Annotated in this window: 19 protein-coding genes; 15 read left to right on the plus strand and 4 right to left on the minus strand. The window is 70.2% G+C overall.

The window, feature by feature from the left end; genetic code table 11:
* The 7 genes from rhlB to H0E82_RS02905 all read left to right on the plus strand — a co-directional run.
* Window positions 1–412, plus strand: a 412-nt coding sequence (gene rhlB, locus H0E82_RS02880) for an ATP-dependent RNA helicase RhlB (protein WP_180543551.1), incomplete at its 5' end; no start/stop codon positions are given.
* A 145-nt stretch (window positions 413–557) separates the two neighbouring features.
* Window positions 558–1,247 (plus strand): cell division ATP-binding protein FtsE, encoded by a 690-nt coding sequence (gene ftsE, locus H0E82_RS02885; protein ID WP_180543553.1) that lies wholly within the window; start codon window positions 558–560, stop codon window positions 1,245–1,247.
* Window positions 1,240–2,190 carry a permease-like cell division protein FtsX gene (gene ftsX, locus H0E82_RS02890; protein ID WP_180543555.1) on the plus strand — a complete coding sequence of 317 codons (951 nt, stop codon included), beginning with the start codon at window positions 1,240–1,242 and terminating at the stop codon, window positions 2,188–2,190. The genes ftsE and ftsX overlap by 8 nt, the downstream gene beginning before the upstream one ends.
* A gap of 8 nt (window positions 2,191–2,198) precedes the next feature.
* On the plus strand, window positions 2,199–3,032 hold the full coding sequence (locus tag H0E82_RS02895) for a response regulator (RefSeq protein WP_180543557.1): 834 nt from the start codon (window positions 2,199–2,201) through the stop codon (window positions 3,030–3,032).
* Window positions 3,033–3,073: 41 nt separating this feature from the next.
* Window positions 3,074–3,772 carry a uracil-DNA glycosylase gene (gene ung / locus H0E82_RS02900; RefSeq protein ID WP_180543559.1) on the plus strand — a complete coding sequence of 233 codons (699 nt, stop codon included), beginning with the start codon at window positions 3,074–3,076 and terminating at the stop codon, window positions 3,770–3,772.
* Window positions 3,772–4,548, plus strand: a complete 777-nt coding sequence (locus tag H0E82_RS16650; RefSeq protein ID WP_328796952.1) for a HipA family kinase — start codon at window positions 3,772–3,774, stop codon at window positions 4,546–4,548. The genes ung and H0E82_RS16650 overlap by 1 nt, the downstream gene beginning before the upstream one ends.
* Window positions 4,526–4,930 carry a DUF3037 domain-containing protein gene (locus tag H0E82_RS02905; protein WP_328796944.1) on the plus strand — a complete coding sequence of 135 codons (405 nt, stop codon included), beginning with the start codon at window positions 4,526–4,528 and terminating at the stop codon, window positions 4,928–4,930. Before H0E82_RS16650 ends, H0E82_RS02905 begins: the two co-directional genes overlap by 23 nt.
* Before the next feature lie 92 nt (window positions 4,931–5,022).
* On the opposite strand, the gene H0E82_RS02910 is transcribed toward H0E82_RS02905, so the two are convergent.
* A complete protein-coding gene (locus H0E82_RS02910) occupies window positions 5,023–5,424 on the minus strand; it encodes a phasin family protein (protein WP_180543563.1) in 402 nt (133 codons plus the stop codon).
* 189 nt (window positions 5,425–5,613) lie between these two features.
* Window positions 5,614–5,976: a 6-carboxytetrahydropterin synthase QueD gene (gene queD / locus H0E82_RS02915; RefSeq protein ID WP_180543565.1), complete on the minus strand. Its 363-nt coding sequence runs from the start codon at window positions 5,974–5,976 to the stop codon at window positions 5,614–5,616.
* A gap of 171 nt (window positions 5,977–6,147) precedes the next feature.
* Between queD and H0E82_RS02920 the strand changes: the two genes are divergently transcribed.
* Genes H0E82_RS02920 through H0E82_RS02955 form a run of 8 tightly spaced genes read left to right on the plus strand, consistent with a single transcriptional unit; the run spans window position 6,148 to window position 13,403 of the window.
* Window positions 6,148–7,095 carry an acyl-CoA desaturase gene (locus tag H0E82_RS02920; protein ID WP_180543567.1) on the plus strand — a complete coding sequence of 316 codons (948 nt, stop codon included), beginning with the start codon at window positions 6,148–6,150 and terminating at the stop codon, window positions 7,093–7,095.
* A 2-nt stretch (window positions 7,096–7,097) separates the two neighbouring features.
* A complete protein-coding gene (locus H0E82_RS02925) occupies window positions 7,098–8,411 on the plus strand; it encodes an NAD(P)/FAD-dependent oxidoreductase (protein ID WP_180543720.1) in 1,314 nt (437 codons plus the stop codon).
* Complete coding sequence (locus tag H0E82_RS02930; RefSeq protein ID WP_180543569.1) at window positions 8,402–9,214, plus strand: DUF1365 domain-containing protein; 813 nt, start codon at window positions 8,402–8,404, stop codon at window positions 9,212–9,214. The genes H0E82_RS02925 and H0E82_RS02930 overlap by 10 nt, the downstream gene beginning before the upstream one ends.
* Complete coding sequence (locus H0E82_RS02935; RefSeq protein WP_180543571.1) at window positions 9,211–10,464, plus strand: SAM-dependent methyltransferase; 1,254 nt, start codon at window positions 9,211–9,213, stop codon at window positions 10,462–10,464. The genes H0E82_RS02930 and H0E82_RS02935 overlap by 4 nt, the downstream gene beginning before the upstream one ends.
* Window positions 10,461–11,252: a DUF1295 domain-containing protein gene (locus H0E82_RS02940; protein ID WP_180543573.1), complete on the plus strand. Its 792-nt coding sequence runs from the start codon at window positions 10,461–10,463 to the stop codon at window positions 11,250–11,252. Before H0E82_RS02935 ends, H0E82_RS02940 begins: the two co-directional genes overlap by 4 nt.
* The gene (locus tag H0E82_RS02945) at window positions 11,249–12,328 is read left to right on the plus strand and encodes an SAM-dependent methyltransferase (protein WP_180543575.1); all 1,080 of its coding nucleotides are present in this window, start codon (window positions 11,249–11,251) and stop codon (window positions 12,326–12,328) included. The genes H0E82_RS02940 and H0E82_RS02945 overlap by 4 nt, the downstream gene beginning before the upstream one ends.
* 32 nt (window positions 12,329–12,360) lie before the next feature.
* Complete coding sequence (locus H0E82_RS02950; RefSeq protein WP_219338387.1) at window positions 12,361–12,951, plus strand: lipocalin family protein; 591 nt, start codon at window positions 12,361–12,363, stop codon at window positions 12,949–12,951.
* Window positions 12,952–13,007: 56 nt separating this feature from the next.
* Window positions 13,008–13,403: a YbaN family protein gene (locus tag H0E82_RS02955; RefSeq protein WP_180543577.1), complete on the plus strand. Its 396-nt coding sequence runs from the start codon at window positions 13,008–13,010 to the stop codon at window positions 13,401–13,403.
* Between the two features lie 209 nt (window positions 13,404–13,612).
* On the opposite strand, the gene H0E82_RS02960 is transcribed toward H0E82_RS02955, so the two are convergent.
* Together H0E82_RS02960 and H0E82_RS02965 are read right to left on the minus strand one after the other, a co-directional pair.
* Window positions 13,613–14,047, minus strand: a complete 435-nt coding sequence (locus tag H0E82_RS02960) for a hypothetical protein (RefSeq protein WP_180543579.1) — start codon at window positions 14,045–14,047, stop codon at window positions 13,613–13,615.
* Between the two features lie 12 nt (window positions 14,048–14,059).
* Window positions 14,060–15,157, minus strand: a complete 1,098-nt coding sequence (locus H0E82_RS02965) for a DNA/RNA non-specific endonuclease (RefSeq protein WP_180543580.1) — start codon at window positions 15,155–15,157, stop codon at window positions 14,060–14,062.
* Window positions 15,158–15,223 lie beyond the last annotated feature (66 nt).

The raw sequence follows: 15,223 nt of genomic DNA on the forward strand, positions 1-15,223 counted from the left end.
CGGGCCGCGCAAGCCGCGCAGTCCGGCCGGCAAGCCCGTGGTCGAGGCCGCTGCGCCTGCAGCGCCGGTCGTCGAGACGCCGGCACCGGTGATCGATGCCGCCGGCGCCGTGGCCGCGGCCATGCCGGACGAATCGCGTCCGCCGCGCAAGCGGCGCCGGCGCCGGGGGGGCAAGAAGATCGAGGGTGCCGAGGCAGCCTCGACCCAGGGCAACGGTGCAGGGCAGGCGAAGGCCCCGGCCGTCTCCTCGGGCGGTCCGCCGCGTTCCGGCGCGGCGCAGGGGCCGCGCGAGGTGCGTCCGACGGCGCGACCGGCGCCTGCCGCTCCGGCGGGGCAGGAGGCGGCGCCGTCGCTGTTCAGCCGCATCGGGCGCGGCCTGCGCCGTCTGGTGTCCGGCGGCGACGCGCGCTGATCAACGCGTCCTGGAAAGCCCCGCGCAGGCGGGGCTTTTTTCGTTGTCGCGCATGCGTCCGCTCATCCGAGCGCGTGCCCGGAGCACCCGCCGGGCACATACCGGCGACAGCGCTCGCCCACGAATCCCTGCGATACTTGGCTGCATGAGCGTTCTGCGATTCGACAACGTCAGCAAGCAGTATCCCGGCGGCCACGTCGCGCTGTCGGACGTCAGTTTCGACATCGCCGCGGGCGAGATGCTGTTCGTGACCGGCCATTCCGGTGCGGGCAAGAGCACGCTGCTCAGGCTGATCCATCTGGCCGAGCGGCCGAGCCGCGGCGCCGTGGTGTTCGCCGAGCGCAATCTGCTCAAGGTGCGCGGGCGCAGGGTGGCCATGCATCGCCGCGAAGTCGCGGTGGTCTTCCAGGATCACCGCCTGCTGCCCGACCGGAGCGTGTTCGACAACATCGCGCTTCCGCTGATCCTGCGCGGCATGCGCCGACCGGAGATCGGCAAACGCGTGCGCGCGATTCTCGAACGCCTGGAACTGGGCACGCGCGAGCGGGCCCTGCCGACGCAGCTCTCCGCCGGCGAGCAGCAACGCGTGGGCATTGCGCGCGCGATCGTCGGCGAGCCGCGTCTGCTGGTGGCCGACGAGCCCACCGGCAATCTCGATCCGACCCTGTCGGCCGAAATCATGACCCTGTTCGCCGAGCTTCCCGCGCGCGGCACCAGCGTGATGGTCGCCAGCCACGACCTCGGCCTGGTCAAGCGCATGAAGAAGCGCACCCTGGTCCTCGACCACGGCCGGCTGGCCGACGACATCGCCCCCGAGGACCTGGCCGATGCCTGAGGCGGCACGCAACGCGCCGGCCCGCAGCGGCGGGTCGCCGATCGGCACCTGGATGGACCACCATGCCTACAGCGTGGTCGCCAGCCTCGGGCGGCTGCTGCGCCGGCCGTGGTCGACCGCGCTGACCATCGGCGTGATGGCGGTCGCGCTGGCCCTCCCTCTCGGTCTGTGGCTGGTGCTCGACAACCTCGGCCGGCTCGGCGGCAGCATCGACGCCTCGCGCGAGATCAGTGTGTTCCTGCGCGAGGATGTCGACGCCGCTGGCGCCGAGGCACTCGCGGTGACCCTGCGCGCGCGCAGCGACGTCGGCAGCGTGGTGCATCGCACGCCCGACGAGGGCCTGATCGAGCTGCGCGAACGCGGTCAGTTCGGCGACGCCATCGATGCCCTCGACGACAATCCGCTGCCGCACGTGCTGATCCTCACCCCGGGCGGTGACGAGATGCTGCTGGCCGAAAGCCTGCGCCGGTTGCCGGAGGCCGAGCTGGTCCAGCACGACGCGCAGTGGCGGCAGCGGCTCGACGGCTGGCTGCGCTTCGGGGGCCGCGTGGTGTGGGTGCTGGCGGCCCTGCTCGGGCTCGGCGCGCTGCTGGTGGTCGGCAATACCGTGCGCCTCGACATCCAGTCGCGCCGGGAGGAACTCGGCGTGCTGCAACTGCTCGGCGCCACCGACGGCTTCATCCGCCGGCCTTTCCTGTATCTGGGCGCGTGGTACGGCCTGGCCTCGGGCGCCGTCGCGCTGGCCCTGCTCGGCGCCGCCGCCAGCGCCCTCGATGCGCCCCTGGCCGAGCTGGCCGCCAGTTACGGCGCCGGCTTCGCCCTGCGCGGGTTCGGTCCGGCCGGGCTGTTCGCCGTGCTCGGCGGCGCGACCGCGCTGGGCTGGATCGGCGCCGGTGTCGTCACCGGGCACTTCCTGCGTCAGACCCGACCCACCGAGACCTGAGCCGACCGATGCCCGTGCAGGATTTCCGCCATGTCGTCAGCGCGCAGCCGCGGATCATGGTGGTCGATGGTTCCAAACTGGTGCGCCGGCTGATCGGCGACGTGCTCCGCCAGGCGCTGGCGGACGTGGAGATCGTCGAGTGCGGCGGGCTGGAGGAAGCCCGCGCGGCGCTGGCCAGCGCACCGGTGGATCTGGTCAGCACCTCGCTCCTGCTGCCGGACGGCGAGGGCCTGCACCTGGCGCGCGCGGTGCGCGAGGCGGCGGGACAGCGTTACGTACCGGTGATCGTCGTCTCCGGCGATGCCCAGGCGCATCTGGAGGCGCGGCGTTTCACCGAGGACATCACCGACCACTTCGACAAGGCACTCGGCCATCGCGCCCTCGCCGAGTTCGTGCGCGGCTACGTGCATCCGGCGCCGATTCCGGATGCGCACGTGCTCTACGTCGAGGACAGCCGCACCGTCGCCCTGGCGACGCGGCGAATGCTCGAGACGCAGCAGATGCGGGTCACCCACGTCGTCAGTGCCGAGGATGCGCTGGCCTATCTCGACGCCTACCGCGACACCGCAGGCGCCCCCGGCGCCGACCTCGTGTTGACCGACGTGTACCTGAAAGGGGAGCTCAGCGGGCACGACCTGCTGCGTGCGATCCGCCGCGACTTCGGTTACGGCAAGCGGCGGTTGCCGGTGCTGGTGATGACCGGCGACGGCAACCGCGACAACCAGATCGACCTGCTGCATGCCGGTGCGAACGATCTGGTGGTCAAGCCCGCGGAAGAGCGTGTGCTGGCCACCAAGGCGTTGTTCCAGCTGCGTCTGTCGGCGATGCCGGAGAGTGGCTGAGCCGCGTCCGGCCCGCCGCCCAGAGTGTCGTCCGCCCTTCGATGACCACGATCCGGCTCGAACCGTCCTGGAAGGCCCGCATCGGCGACTGGCTGCTGCGCGAGGACATGCGCGCGCTCGCGGCGTTCCTGCGTGAGCGCAAGGCCGCCGGCGCCCCGGTGTTTCCGCCAGGCCCGGAGATCTTCGCCGCCTTCGATGCGACGTCCTTCGATGCGGTCAAGGTGGTGGTGCTGGGCCAGGACCCGTACCACGGCGCCGGCCAGGCCCACGGGCTGGCCTTCTCGGTGCGTCCCGACGTGCGGGTGCCGCCGTCGCTGGACAACATGTTCAAGGAACTGCAGCGCGACACCGGCATGCCGCGCCCCGACCACGGCTGGCTGATGCCGTGGGCGCAGCAGGGCGTGCTGCTGCTCAATGCGGTCCTGACGGTGGAAGAGGGCCAGGCCGGTTCGCACCAGGGCCGTGGCTGGGAGGGCTTCACCGACCACGTGGTCGACGTGCTCAACCGCGAGCGCGAGGGCCTGGTGTTCCTGCTGTGGGGCAGCTATGCCCAGGCCAAGGGCCGGATGATCGACACCGCCCGGCACCGCGTGTTGCGCACCACCCACCCGTCGCCGCTGTCGGCGCATCGCGGATTCCTCGGTTGCGGCCATTTTTCGAAGACCAACGCCTACCTGCGCCGGCGCGGCCTTGCGCAGATCGACTGGACGCTGCCGCCGCGTGCAGGCCTGCCGGCATGATCCGCGCGGTCGAAGCCACGCGGTACGTCACACCGCTGCGCGAAGGCGGCTCGCTGCCGGCCGTGGTCGAAGCCGACGACGACGGCATGTACGTGATGAAGTTCCGCGGCGCGGGTCAGGGGGCCAAGGCGCTGGTGGCCGAACTGGTCGGCGGCGAGTTCGCACGCCTGCTGGGGCTGCCGATCCCGGAGATCGTGTTCATCGATCTCGATCCCGACATGGCGGCGACCGAACCCGACCCGGAGATCCAGCACCTCATCCGCGCCAGTGCCGGTTGCAACCTGGCCCTGGACTACCTGCCGGGTGCGATCAATTTCGACCCCGCGGTCGACGCGCCGAATGCGGAACTCGCCTCGCGCATCGTCTGGCTCGACGCCTTCATCTGCAACGTCGACCGCACACCGCGCAACACCAATCTATTGGTCTGGCATCGCCGCCTGACCCTCATCGACCACGGCGCGGCGCTGTATTTCCACCACGACTGGGACAGCGCGGCGCGGGTCGCGGTCTCACCCTTCGGGCGTATCGGCGATCACGTGCTGCTGCCGTTCGCCTCGGCGCTCGTCGAAGCCGACACGGCGCTGTCGGCGCGTGTCGGCGAGGACGACATCCGACGCATCGTCGACACGGTGCCCGATGCCTGGTTGCCCGCCGAAGCCGGGCTGCCTGATCCGGCCGCACACCGCCGCGCCTACGTCGAGTTCTTCTGCCAACGACTGGCGCATCGCGCCGTCTTCGTCGAGGAGGCGCAGCGTGCGCACGCCGGTCGTCTATGACTACGCGGTCATCCGGGTCGTCCCCCGGGTCGAGCGCGAGGAGTTCATCAACGCCGGCGTGGTGGTCTCGTGCCAGGCCACGCGGACCCTGGCGGCGGCGATGGCGCTCGACGCGGCGCGGTTGCGTGCGCTGGATCCGCATGTCGACATCGAGACCGTCGAGCGCCATCTGGACGCGATCGTGCGCATCTGCCGCGGCGACAGCGACGGCGGGCCGATCGCCGCACTGCCGGCGCGGGCCCGCTTCCACTGGCTCACCGCGCGGCGCAGCTCGGTGATCCAGGTCTCGCCCGCGCATACCGGCCGCACCGACGATCCCGACGGGCTCTGTGACCGCCTGCTGACGCGCATGGTGCTGCCCCCGCCGCCACCGCGCGCATGAAAAAAACCCGGCCGCCTTGCGGCCGCCGGGTCCGACCGGGCGAGGGAGGGATCGCCCGGAGGTTCAGTGCACGGGGCGGAGCCCCGATGCGATCAGCGCTTGCTCGCCTTCGTGGTCGCGGTGGCGACCTTCTCGGCTTCGGCGCGAACGTCGGCCGTGGTGGACTCGATCTGCGACTTGGCGATCTCGGCGATCGTCTCGTGCGTCTTGACCGTGTGACCCATCACTTCCTGGGTGGCGCTGACCAGACGCTCGACGTTCTCGCGGGCCACCTGGGCGCCCTTGGGCAGCAGGGCCTTGAAACCGTCGAGGTCGCGCACGTCGATCGCCTGGCTGGCGAGCGCGAACGTGGCGTTGGCGTTTTCGCTGAAGGTCGCCAGCTGGAGGCCGACGATCTTCTGGAAGTTTTCCAGCGCGATGTGGTTGATCTGGGATGCGGCATCGGCGAACTGGCGCGACGCGGCGGTGAACTGCTCGTTGAACTGGTAGGACATGGCGGTTACCTGCGTGGGCCGGCGAACTGCCGGGTTTGTGCGATGCAGCATAACGCAGCCATGTTGCGATGCAACATAAAGCCGACGAGCGGTCGTCTCGTGTTCAGTTAGAAGCGGAGAACGCCTTCGAAATCAGATGCTTGAGCCGGAAATCGGCAATCGGCATCCGGACCCGGTGCCGTCCGGTCGTCAGTCGCCCGGGCCCTGATACCGGCATCCCGAGGTGCAGGTTTCCCGGATCACGATCGCGCTCAGCGCAGGCACTGCAGGCTTGAGCCGTTCCCAGATCCACATCGCGAGCCGCTCGCTGGTGGGATTCTCCAGTCCCGGCACCTCGTTGAGATAGTGGTGATCGAGCTGCGCATGGATCGGCGCGAACGCTGCCTTCAGTTCCCCGAAATCCATGATCCAGCCGGTGTCGGCGCCCGGGGTGCCCGAAACGTGCACTTCGACCTGGAACGAATGCCCATGCAGGCGCGCGCATTTGTGGCCGGGCGGCACGTTCGGCAGTCGGTGTGCCGACTCGAGGGTGAAAACCTTGAAGATATCCATGTGCGCATTGTCGAGCGTGCCCGCTGCTGGGGCAATCGCCGGCGCCGGCCGGTTCCGCGCTTTTCCCAGGGTGTGGGAATGCGTGGACGGGCCGGCGGCGCCGATGATCCAAACCACCCCTGGCGCCGTAACCATGCAATCCATGCCGATCGACCACTCACCGGAGTCCCGATGCCGTCACCTCCCGTCCACCATCCAGCCCGCCGGGCCGGCCGCGGAAGCTTGCGTCGCTGGTTCGATACCGGTGTCGACGACGATGCCGGCGGTGATGGACGCCGGGTGGACTGGGTACGCGCGCTGCCGTTCCTGCTCATGCATCTGGCCTGCCTCGCGGTGGTCTGGGTCGGCTGGTCACCGGTGGCGGTGGCCGTGGCAGTGGCGCTCTACGCGGTGCGGATGTTCGCGATCACCGGGTTCTACCACCGCTATTTTTCGCACCGCACGTTTCGCACCTCGCGCGCGGTGCAGTTCATCGCGGCCGTGGTGGGCGCCTCGTGCGTGCAGCGCGGTCCGCTGTGGTGGGCCGCCCACCATCGCAACCATCACCGCCACACCGAAACCGCGCTCGATCCGCATTCGCCGCGCGTGCACGGGTTCTGGCGCAGCCACATGGGCTGGTTCCTGACCCGCGAGGGCTTCCGCACCGATCTGTCGCGCGTGCCCGACCTCGCGCGGTATCCGGAGCTGCGCTGGCTCGACCGCTACGACACTCTCGTGCCGGTCGTGCTCGCTGCAGGTCTGTACGGGTTCGGTGCCCTGCTCGCGCGCGTGGCGCCGGGACTGGGTACGAGCGGAGGCCAGATGCTGGTCTGGGGCTTCTTCGTCTCGACCACGGTGCTGTTCCATGCGACGGTCACGATCAATTCGCTGGCGCACCGGTTCGGCAGCCGGCGCTTCGAAACCGCCGACGACAGCCGCAACAATCTGTGGCTGGCGCTGCTCACCTTCGGCGAGGGCTGGCACAACAACCACCATTTCTTTCCGGGCACCGTGCGCCAGGGCTTCCGCTGGTGGGAGATCGATCTCACCTGGTACGGCCTGATGCTGATGCGCTGGTGCGGGCTGGTGCGCGATCTCAAGCCGATCCCGGCCTGGGTGCACGCGAAGGCACGCGCATGAGCCTGCGTATCGCGGTCGTGGGCTCCGGCATCGCCGGGCTCGCCAGCGCATGGTGGCTGTCGCAGCGGCACGCAGTGACGCTGTTCGAGGCCGCACCGCGTCTCGGTGGCCATACCCACACCCACGAGGTGCATCTGCAGGGGCGCGACTACGCGGTCGACACCGGCTTCATCGTGTTCAACGCGCCGCACTATCCGCTCCTCACCCAGCTGTTCGAAACCCTGGGGGTGGGCTCGAAGCCGACGACGATGAGCTTTTCGGTGCACAGCGAAGCGAGCGGCGTCGAGTACAACGCGACGTCGCTGGACGGCCTGTTCTGCCAGCGTCGCAACCTGGTCTCCCCGCGGTTTCTGGGCATGCTGCGCGATCTGTGGCGCTTCTATCGCGAAGCGCCCGCGCTGCTCGCGATGCCCGGCCCGGGGCCGAGCCTCGGCGACTGGCTCGCCGAGCGGCGCTACGGCGCGGCGTTCCGCGATGAGCATCTGGTGCCGATGGCCTCGGCGCTGTGGTCCTCGCCGGCCGCCGCGATCCTGGACTTTCCCGCGCGCTACCTCGTGCAGTTCATGGCCAATCACCAGATGCTGCAGGTGGAGGGGCGCCCGCAGTGGCGTGTGGTCGATGGCGGCTCGTCGCGCTACATCGACGCGCTGCGCGCGCGCTGGCGGGTCGAAGTGCGCACCGGATGTCCTGTGCTCGGGCTGGTGCGCGGCGAGGCCGGCGCGACGCTCACGACGGACGCGGGGGCGGAGCGGTTCGACCACGTGGTGCTGGCCTGTCACAGCGACCAGGCATTGGCCCTGCTGGGCGATGCAGACGCGTCCGAGCACGCGATCCTCGGTGCCATCCGCTACCAGCCCAACGACATGGTGCTGCATACCGATGCGCGCCTGCTGCCGCGCCAGCGCAAAGCCTGGGCGGCGTGGAATGCGCACGTGCCCGTCGTGCAAGGGGCGGCGTGCACGGTGAGCTATTGCATGAACCTGCTGCAGGGCCTGGACGCGCCCGAGCCCCTGATCGTCACCCTCAACCGCAGCGACGCGATCGATCCGGCGCGGATCCTGCGGCGGGAGCGCTACGCCCATCCAGTGCACGACGCCGCGGCGGTGGCCGCGCAGGCACGCGCGCACGAGATCCAGGGCCGCCGCCACACCTGGTTCGCAGGCGCCTACTGGGGCTGGGGCTTCCACGAAGACGGCGTGCGCAGCGCCGCACGGGTGGCCCGGGCCTTCGGGCTGGGGCCGTTGGCGGAGCCGGCGCCTGCATCCGCGCCGCGCCGCGATGCCGCAGCGCCGACCACGGAGGTCGCATGGGCGTGATGACCGCCGTCGCCGCGCCGGCCCTGGCGAGCGCCGTCTACGAAGGTGTCGTGCGCCATCGCCGGCATGCGCCGCGCGCGCACGCGTTCCGCTACCGCATGGCCCAGATGTGGCTGGATCTGGACGAGGTGGACGAGGTCTTCGCGCAGCGCTGGCTGTGGTCGAGTACCCGCGCCAACGTCGCCTGCTTCCGGCGGGCGGACTACCTCGGCCCGACCGAGGTGCCGCTTGCCGACGCCGTGCGTGCCCGGGTCAAGGCGGCCACCGGCCGTGCGCCGGAAGGACCGATCCGTCTGCTGACGCATCTGCGCTACTACGGACACGTGTTCAATCCGGTGAGCTTCTACTACTGCTACGCAGCCGACGGGATCAGCCTGGACACCATCGTCGCCGAGATCACCAATACCCCGTGGGGGCAACGTCATGCCTACGTCCTGCCCGCCGACGCGGCCGACCGGCGCGGGCGCGCCCTGGAGTGGAGCTTCGACAAGACCTTCCACGTGTCGCCGTTCATGGCCATGGATCGTGTTTACCGCTGGCGCTTCACGCCGCCGGCCGCGGATCTGCTCGTGCACATGGATGTCCTCGACCGCGGCACGCGCGAGTTCGATGCGACCCTCGCCCTCCGCCGTCGCCCCCTCGGCGGAGCCTCGCTCGCGCGGGTGCTCTGGCGCTATCCCGCGATGACCGCCCAGGTGGTCGGGGCGATCCACTGGCAGGCGCTCCGACTGTGGCTCAAGCGCACGCCGGTGCACGACCATCCGCGGCTGGCGCCGTCGCCACGCCCGGGGGCACCGGCATGAGCGGGGTCATGGCCGGCAGTGCGGTCCCCGCCTACGGCATGCTCGACCGCATGCTGCGCCAGCGCCTGCTGGCGGCATTCGAGCAGCTGCGCGGCGGCGCGCTGCGGGTGACCGACGGGCTGGGCGAGACGGTGTTCGGCGACACGCGCGCCGCGCCGCCCATCGGCGTGCGCGTGCACGATCCCGCCTTCTATCGGATGGCGGCCGCCACCGGGAGTGTCGGTGCGGGCGAGGCCTATATGGACGGCCACTGGGATTGCGACGATCTCGTCGGCCTGATCCGGCTGCTGGTGCGCAACCGCGATCTGCTCGACGGGATGGAGACGGGGCTGGCGCGCGCCGGCGGGCTCGCGCTACGTGGCTGGAACACGCTGCGGCGGAACACGCAGGCCGGGAGCCGGCGCAACATCGCCGCGCATTACGACCTCGGCAATGCGTTCTTCGCTTTGTTCCTGTCGTCCGACCTGATGTACTCGTCGGCGCTGTTCGAGCACGACGACGACACGCTGGAGGTCGCGTCGACGCGCAAGCTCGACCGGATCTGCCGGGCGCTGGCGCTCGCGCCCGGCGACCGGGTGCTCGAGATCGGCACCGGCTGGGGCGGTTTCGCGATGCATGCCGCCCGGCACTACGGCTGCCACGTCACCACGACGACCATCTCCCGCGAGCAGCACGCGTTAGCCAGCGCGCGTGTCGCCGAGGCCGGGCTGCAGGACCGGGTGACGCTCCTGCTGCAGGACTACCGCGATCTCGAGGGCACCTACGACAAGCTGGTGTCGATCGAGATGGTCGAGGCCGTCGGCGCGCAGTACCTGACGACCTACTTCGCCGCCCTCGGCCGCCTGCTCGCTCCGGACGGTCTGGCGCTGCTGCAGGCGATCACCATCGAGGACCATCGCTATGAACAGGCGCGTGATTCGGTGGATTTCATCAAGCGTTTCATTTTTCCCGGGAGCTTCATCCCGTCGGTCGCCGCGATGTTGACCGCCAAGACCGCCGCGAGCGATCTGCAGCTGCTGCAGTTCGAGGACTTCGGTCCGTCCTATGCGCGCACCCTCGAGGCCTGGCGCGAACGCTTCATGGCCCGCCTGCCCGAGGTGCGGGCGCAGGGGTTCGATATGCGCTTCGTGCGAATGTGGGAGTTCTATCTGGCCTACTGCGAAGGCGGCTTCCGCGAGCGGTCGATCGGCGTGGCCCATCTGCTGCTCGGCAAGCCGGGCCACCTGCGTGCATCCAGGGGGGCGTCATGAGCGCGCCCTGGTTGACACTGCTCGCGGTGTGGGCGGGCGCGGCGTCCGCGATGACGCTCGCCTGGCGCTGGCAGCGGGCACGCGACAACGCCGGAATCGTCGACGTGGTCTGGGCCGCCGGGGTCGGCGGCGCTGCGATCGTCGCCGCGCTGCTCGGCAGCGGCGCACTTCTGCCGCGCATCCTGCTCGCCGTCCTCGGCGCGCTCTGGGGCGCACGCCTGGCCTCGCATCTGTGGAAGCGGGTACGGCGCGAGGACGAGGACGGCCGCTACGCCTATCTGCGCGCCCACTGGGCCGGCGATCAGCGCAAGTTCTTCCTGTTCTTCCAGGGCCAGGCGCTTCTGGTCGTGCTGTTCGCACTGCCCTTCGTCGCGGTGGCGGCCAACCCGGCGGATTCGCCATGGCTGCTCGCGGCGATCGCCGTGTGGCTGGTGAGCGTGGGCGGCGAGGCGGTGGCGGACCGCCAGCTCGCCGACTTCCGCGCCGATCCGGCCAACCGGGGACGCACCTGCCGGGATGGCCTGTGGCGCTACTCGCGCCATCCGAATTATTTCTTCGAGTGGGTGCACTGGCTGACCTACGTGGTGCTCGCCGCGGGCTCGCCGTTGTGGTGGCTGTCGTTGACCGGACCGGTGCTGATGTACCTGTTCCTGCGCTACGTCAGCGGCATTCCCTTCACCGAGCAGCAGGCGCTGCGCAGCCGGGGCGAGGACTACCGCGACTACCAGCGCACCACGCCGATGCTGTTTCCGTGGTTTCCCGGCTCTTCGAAAGGATCCTCCCCATGACCCATACGGTTCGTGCCGAGCTTGCGCACGATGCGCCCGCCGCCGGTGCGCTCGGCCTCGCCGAGCGTGGCCTCGTGCCCGATGCCCTGCTGCGCCGCGGTATCCGGCGTCTGTGCGCGCAGCGCCTGCGCGACGAGCGTGCGGGCGGGATCGAGGCGCAGTCGCGGCGCTACGCCGGGCTGGTCGAGTCGCTGCGCACAAGTCCCGTGGCCATCCATACCGATGCCGCCAACGCGCAGCACTACGAGCTGCCCCCGGCGTTCTTCCGCCTGTGTCTCGGCGCGCGTTTCAAGTACAGCAGCTGTTACTACCCCACGGGCGGCGAGACGCTGGACCAGGCCGAGGATGCGATGCTCGCGCTCTACGGCGTGCGCGCCGGACTCGCCGACGGCCAGGAGATCCTCGAGCTGGGCTGCGGCTGGGGCTCGTTGACCCTCTGGATGGCCGAACGCTATCCCGGTGTGCGCATCACCGCGGTGTCCAACTCGCGACCGCAGCGCCTGCACATCGAAGAGCAGTGCCGGCGACGCGGGCTCGGCAACGTCACCGTGATCACCTGCGACGTGAACCGGCTCGAGCTCGATGCCGGGCGTTTCGACCGCGTGGTGTCGATCGAGATGTTCGAGCACATGCGCAACTACCAGCTGCTGATGCAGCGCATCGGCACCTGGCTGCGTCCGGGCGGCCAGCTGTTCGTGCACATCTTCGCCCACCGCACGCTGATGTATCCCTACGAGACCGAGGGCGAGGACAACTGGATGGGCCGGCATTTCTTCACCGGCGGGCTGATGCCGGCGGCCGATACGCTGCTGCACTTCCAGCAGACGCTGGCGCTGGAGGCGCGCTGGTTGCTGGACGGAACCCACTACGAGCGCACCGCCAACCACTGGCTGGCCAACCAGGACCGCAACCGCGACGCGGTGATGGCCGTACTGCAGGAGGCCTACGGCGCCGACGGCGCGCGGCTGTGGTTCCAGCGCTGGCGGATGTTCTGGATGTCCTGCGCCGAACTGTTCGGCTACGACGGCGGCCGCGAATGGCTGGTCGCCCATTACCGCTTCGCGCGCGCGGCGTGACGTCGCGCGCATCCATCGCTGGAGGTCCACCCATGACCCGTTCGAACCGGCATCGTTCCGCCGGCCTCATCCTCGCCGGCCTCGCCGCCGGCATGCTCGCCGCCTGCGGAGGCAACCGCGTGAAAGATCCCATCCCGCCCGTCCCCCAGGTCGACGTCGAACGGTTCATGGGCGACTGGTACGTCATCGCCCAGATTCCCACCCGTCTGGAACGCGAGGCCTACGATTCGGTGGAGACCTACACGCTGCGCGAAGACGGCAAGGTGGATACCACCTTCCGCTATCGCGACGGCGGTTTCGACGAGAAGATCAAGACCCTGCATCCCGTCGGCACGATGCGCGAAGGCACCGGGAACGCGATCTGGGGCATGCAGTTCGTCTGGCCGATCAAGGCCGAGTACGTGATCGTCTACCTCGACGAGGACTACCAGCAGACGATCGTCGGCCGCAGCAAGCGCGATTACGTGTGGTTGATGGCGCGCACGCCGGCGATTCCCGAGGCCGATTACGCAGCGCACATCGCCCGGATCCGCGCGTTGGGCTACGACGTGTCCAAGATCCGGCGCGTGCCGCAGTCGGCGGCCGGTGCGTCCCGCCCTGTGGAGGCACCGGCGACGCCTTGACGGGCGGGGCGGTGGCCGTCGCGCCGCATGCGGGGCGCGCCGCCTAGAATGCGTGCATGCACCGTCGCACGCGCTTCCGCTGGGCCTGGTGGCTGCTGGCCTACGCCAGCCTGGGCCTCGGCATCGTGGGCGTGTTCGTGCCCGGGCTGCCGACGACGGTCTTCGTGCTGGTCGCGGCCTGGGCCGCGGCGCGCGGCTCGGACCGGTTGCACCGTTGGCTGCTCGACCATCCCCGGTTCGGCCCCTCGATCCGCGACTGGCAGGCGCACGGCGCCGTGAGTCGGCGCGCCAAATGGCTCGCGAGCGTCACCATGGCGCTGTGCGCCGCCGTGTTGCTGGCGCTGATGCTGTGGATCCCGGCGCACCGCTGGTGGATGACCGCATTGCCGATCGCCTGCATGGCCGCCATCGCGGCCTGGCTGTGGTGGCGGCCGGAGCCGCCGGCCGGTTGATCCGGCGAGCGCAGACCGTGACGCGCGTGGCGCGCCGGGGCACGCGGCTGCAGGGTGTGGACGACATCGCCACGCATGGGATCGGGTCACCGGAGCGCGCCCGGTCCGCCGCCGGCGCCGGCATCACGATCGCCCGCATCCGGCCTGCGCGCCGCAGGCCGAACGGATCGCACGGCGGCCGTCCGGCACCGCCGGACCTGCGCGCGGCATTACGGCGTCCCGGTCTCCGCCTTGTACCGCTCGAGGTAATCGCGGTAGCGGGTGTCGTTGAGATTGCCCGACAGCCGGTAGGGCGGGGTATAGGCGAACTGGAAGTCGTAACGGCCGTCGCGCTCGACCACCAGGGTGCTGGTGGTCCACCACTGGCCTTTCTGCGCGTGCATGATCCGGCCGATTTCGGCAAAGCCCGCTTTCGCCGCCGGCGACAGGCGGAAAGCCACCTTCTCGAGCGGTCCGTCCCCGGCACGGGCGACGGCGAAGGAAATGCTGCTGGTCCGCGGCGCACCGCTGCCGTCGTCGAGCGATTCGAAATCCACCACCAGGCGCAGCCAGTCGCGCGCACCCCATTCGCCGTCGTTCACGTCCTGGACGCTGGCGGCCACGGCGCGCACGGTGTCCGCATAGGCGGCGTTGAGATCATCCATTCGGCGGTCGCATCACTTGTTGGGGAACGTCTGGTCGATCCAGTCCCCGCCGTCGACGCGGTACTCCGCGACGAAGGCATCGGGCCGGGAACTGGTGTTGCCCGGATTGTATTGGGGCGATACCCGCATATCCACGTCGTGACCGGCATCGGCCAGGCGTGCGAGCTGGTTCTCGAAGCGCTTGTAGTCGCCGTTGTTGAGATTGGGCAGGCCGTCGCCGATCGGTTTTCCGTTGCCGGGCACGACGTTGAGCCGGTTGGTCGGCCCGCCGAGACGGTCGGCGATGACGTGGAAGCCCACGTCGGTGGGACGGCCCTCGTTGCCGATCTCGCGCTGCAAGCCGCTGTCGTTGCGGCCGACCGGCTCGAGATCGACACGCCCTTCGGCGCGGATCACACGCGCCTGATCGTCGGTGGTCCACCGGTAGTTTCCGAACTCGTAGACGGTGTCGGGCCGTGCGGCGTTGGCGGCGAGATTGAAGTCGTCCATCGATTCGAACGCCAGCACCGGGCGGCCCGCCACGACGCGGCCGGTGTCCGCATCGGCGACGACATCGGACAGGCGGGTGTCGTCGGCGCCGCGTGTGGCGGTGCGCCCGGCATGCCCCGGTGTGTCGACCCGATCCGCGGCGCGGACGGCATCGACGGCGGCGTCCGCCGCATCGGCGGCGCGGGCGCCCTTCGCCGCCTTGTCCGCGCCCTTGGTGCCGACCACGGCGAGGACCAGTTCGGCCGCGCCGCGACCGATGGCTTCGCCGTAATTGCCGGCCTGCCAGTCCGCGGTGATCGGCTCGACCACGGCATCGACCAGCAATCCCGGATTGCGCGCGAGCGTGGACGCGACCTCGGCCGCCGCCTCCATCCGTTCGCCGCCGCGCGCCGCCGAGGGCAGCCAGTCCGGTGCGTCGAGGGCGTGTCCGGTGACGCGTTCGTAGCCGCCTGCGAGCGCATCCACCGCCCACCCTGCGGGCGACAGGTCGTAGCCGGCCTTGAGCGCATTCCCGCCCAGCGTCACGACGCCCGCGCCGGTCTCCCACAGCACCTCGCCGGCGCCCTTGAAGACGCCACCCACCTGCGAGGCGGCATTGCCCAGTCCATCGAGGAGGCCCATCGGTCGACCCTGTGCACACGGAGGCGGCCAGTGTCGGCAGCGCCGGGACGCGCCACAATCTGGGGC

The organism is Luteimonas deserti (assembly GCF_013425765.1).
GTDB classification, from domain to species: Bacteria; Pseudomonadota; Gammaproteobacteria; order Xanthomonadales; family Xanthomonadaceae; genus Luteimonas; species Luteimonas deserti.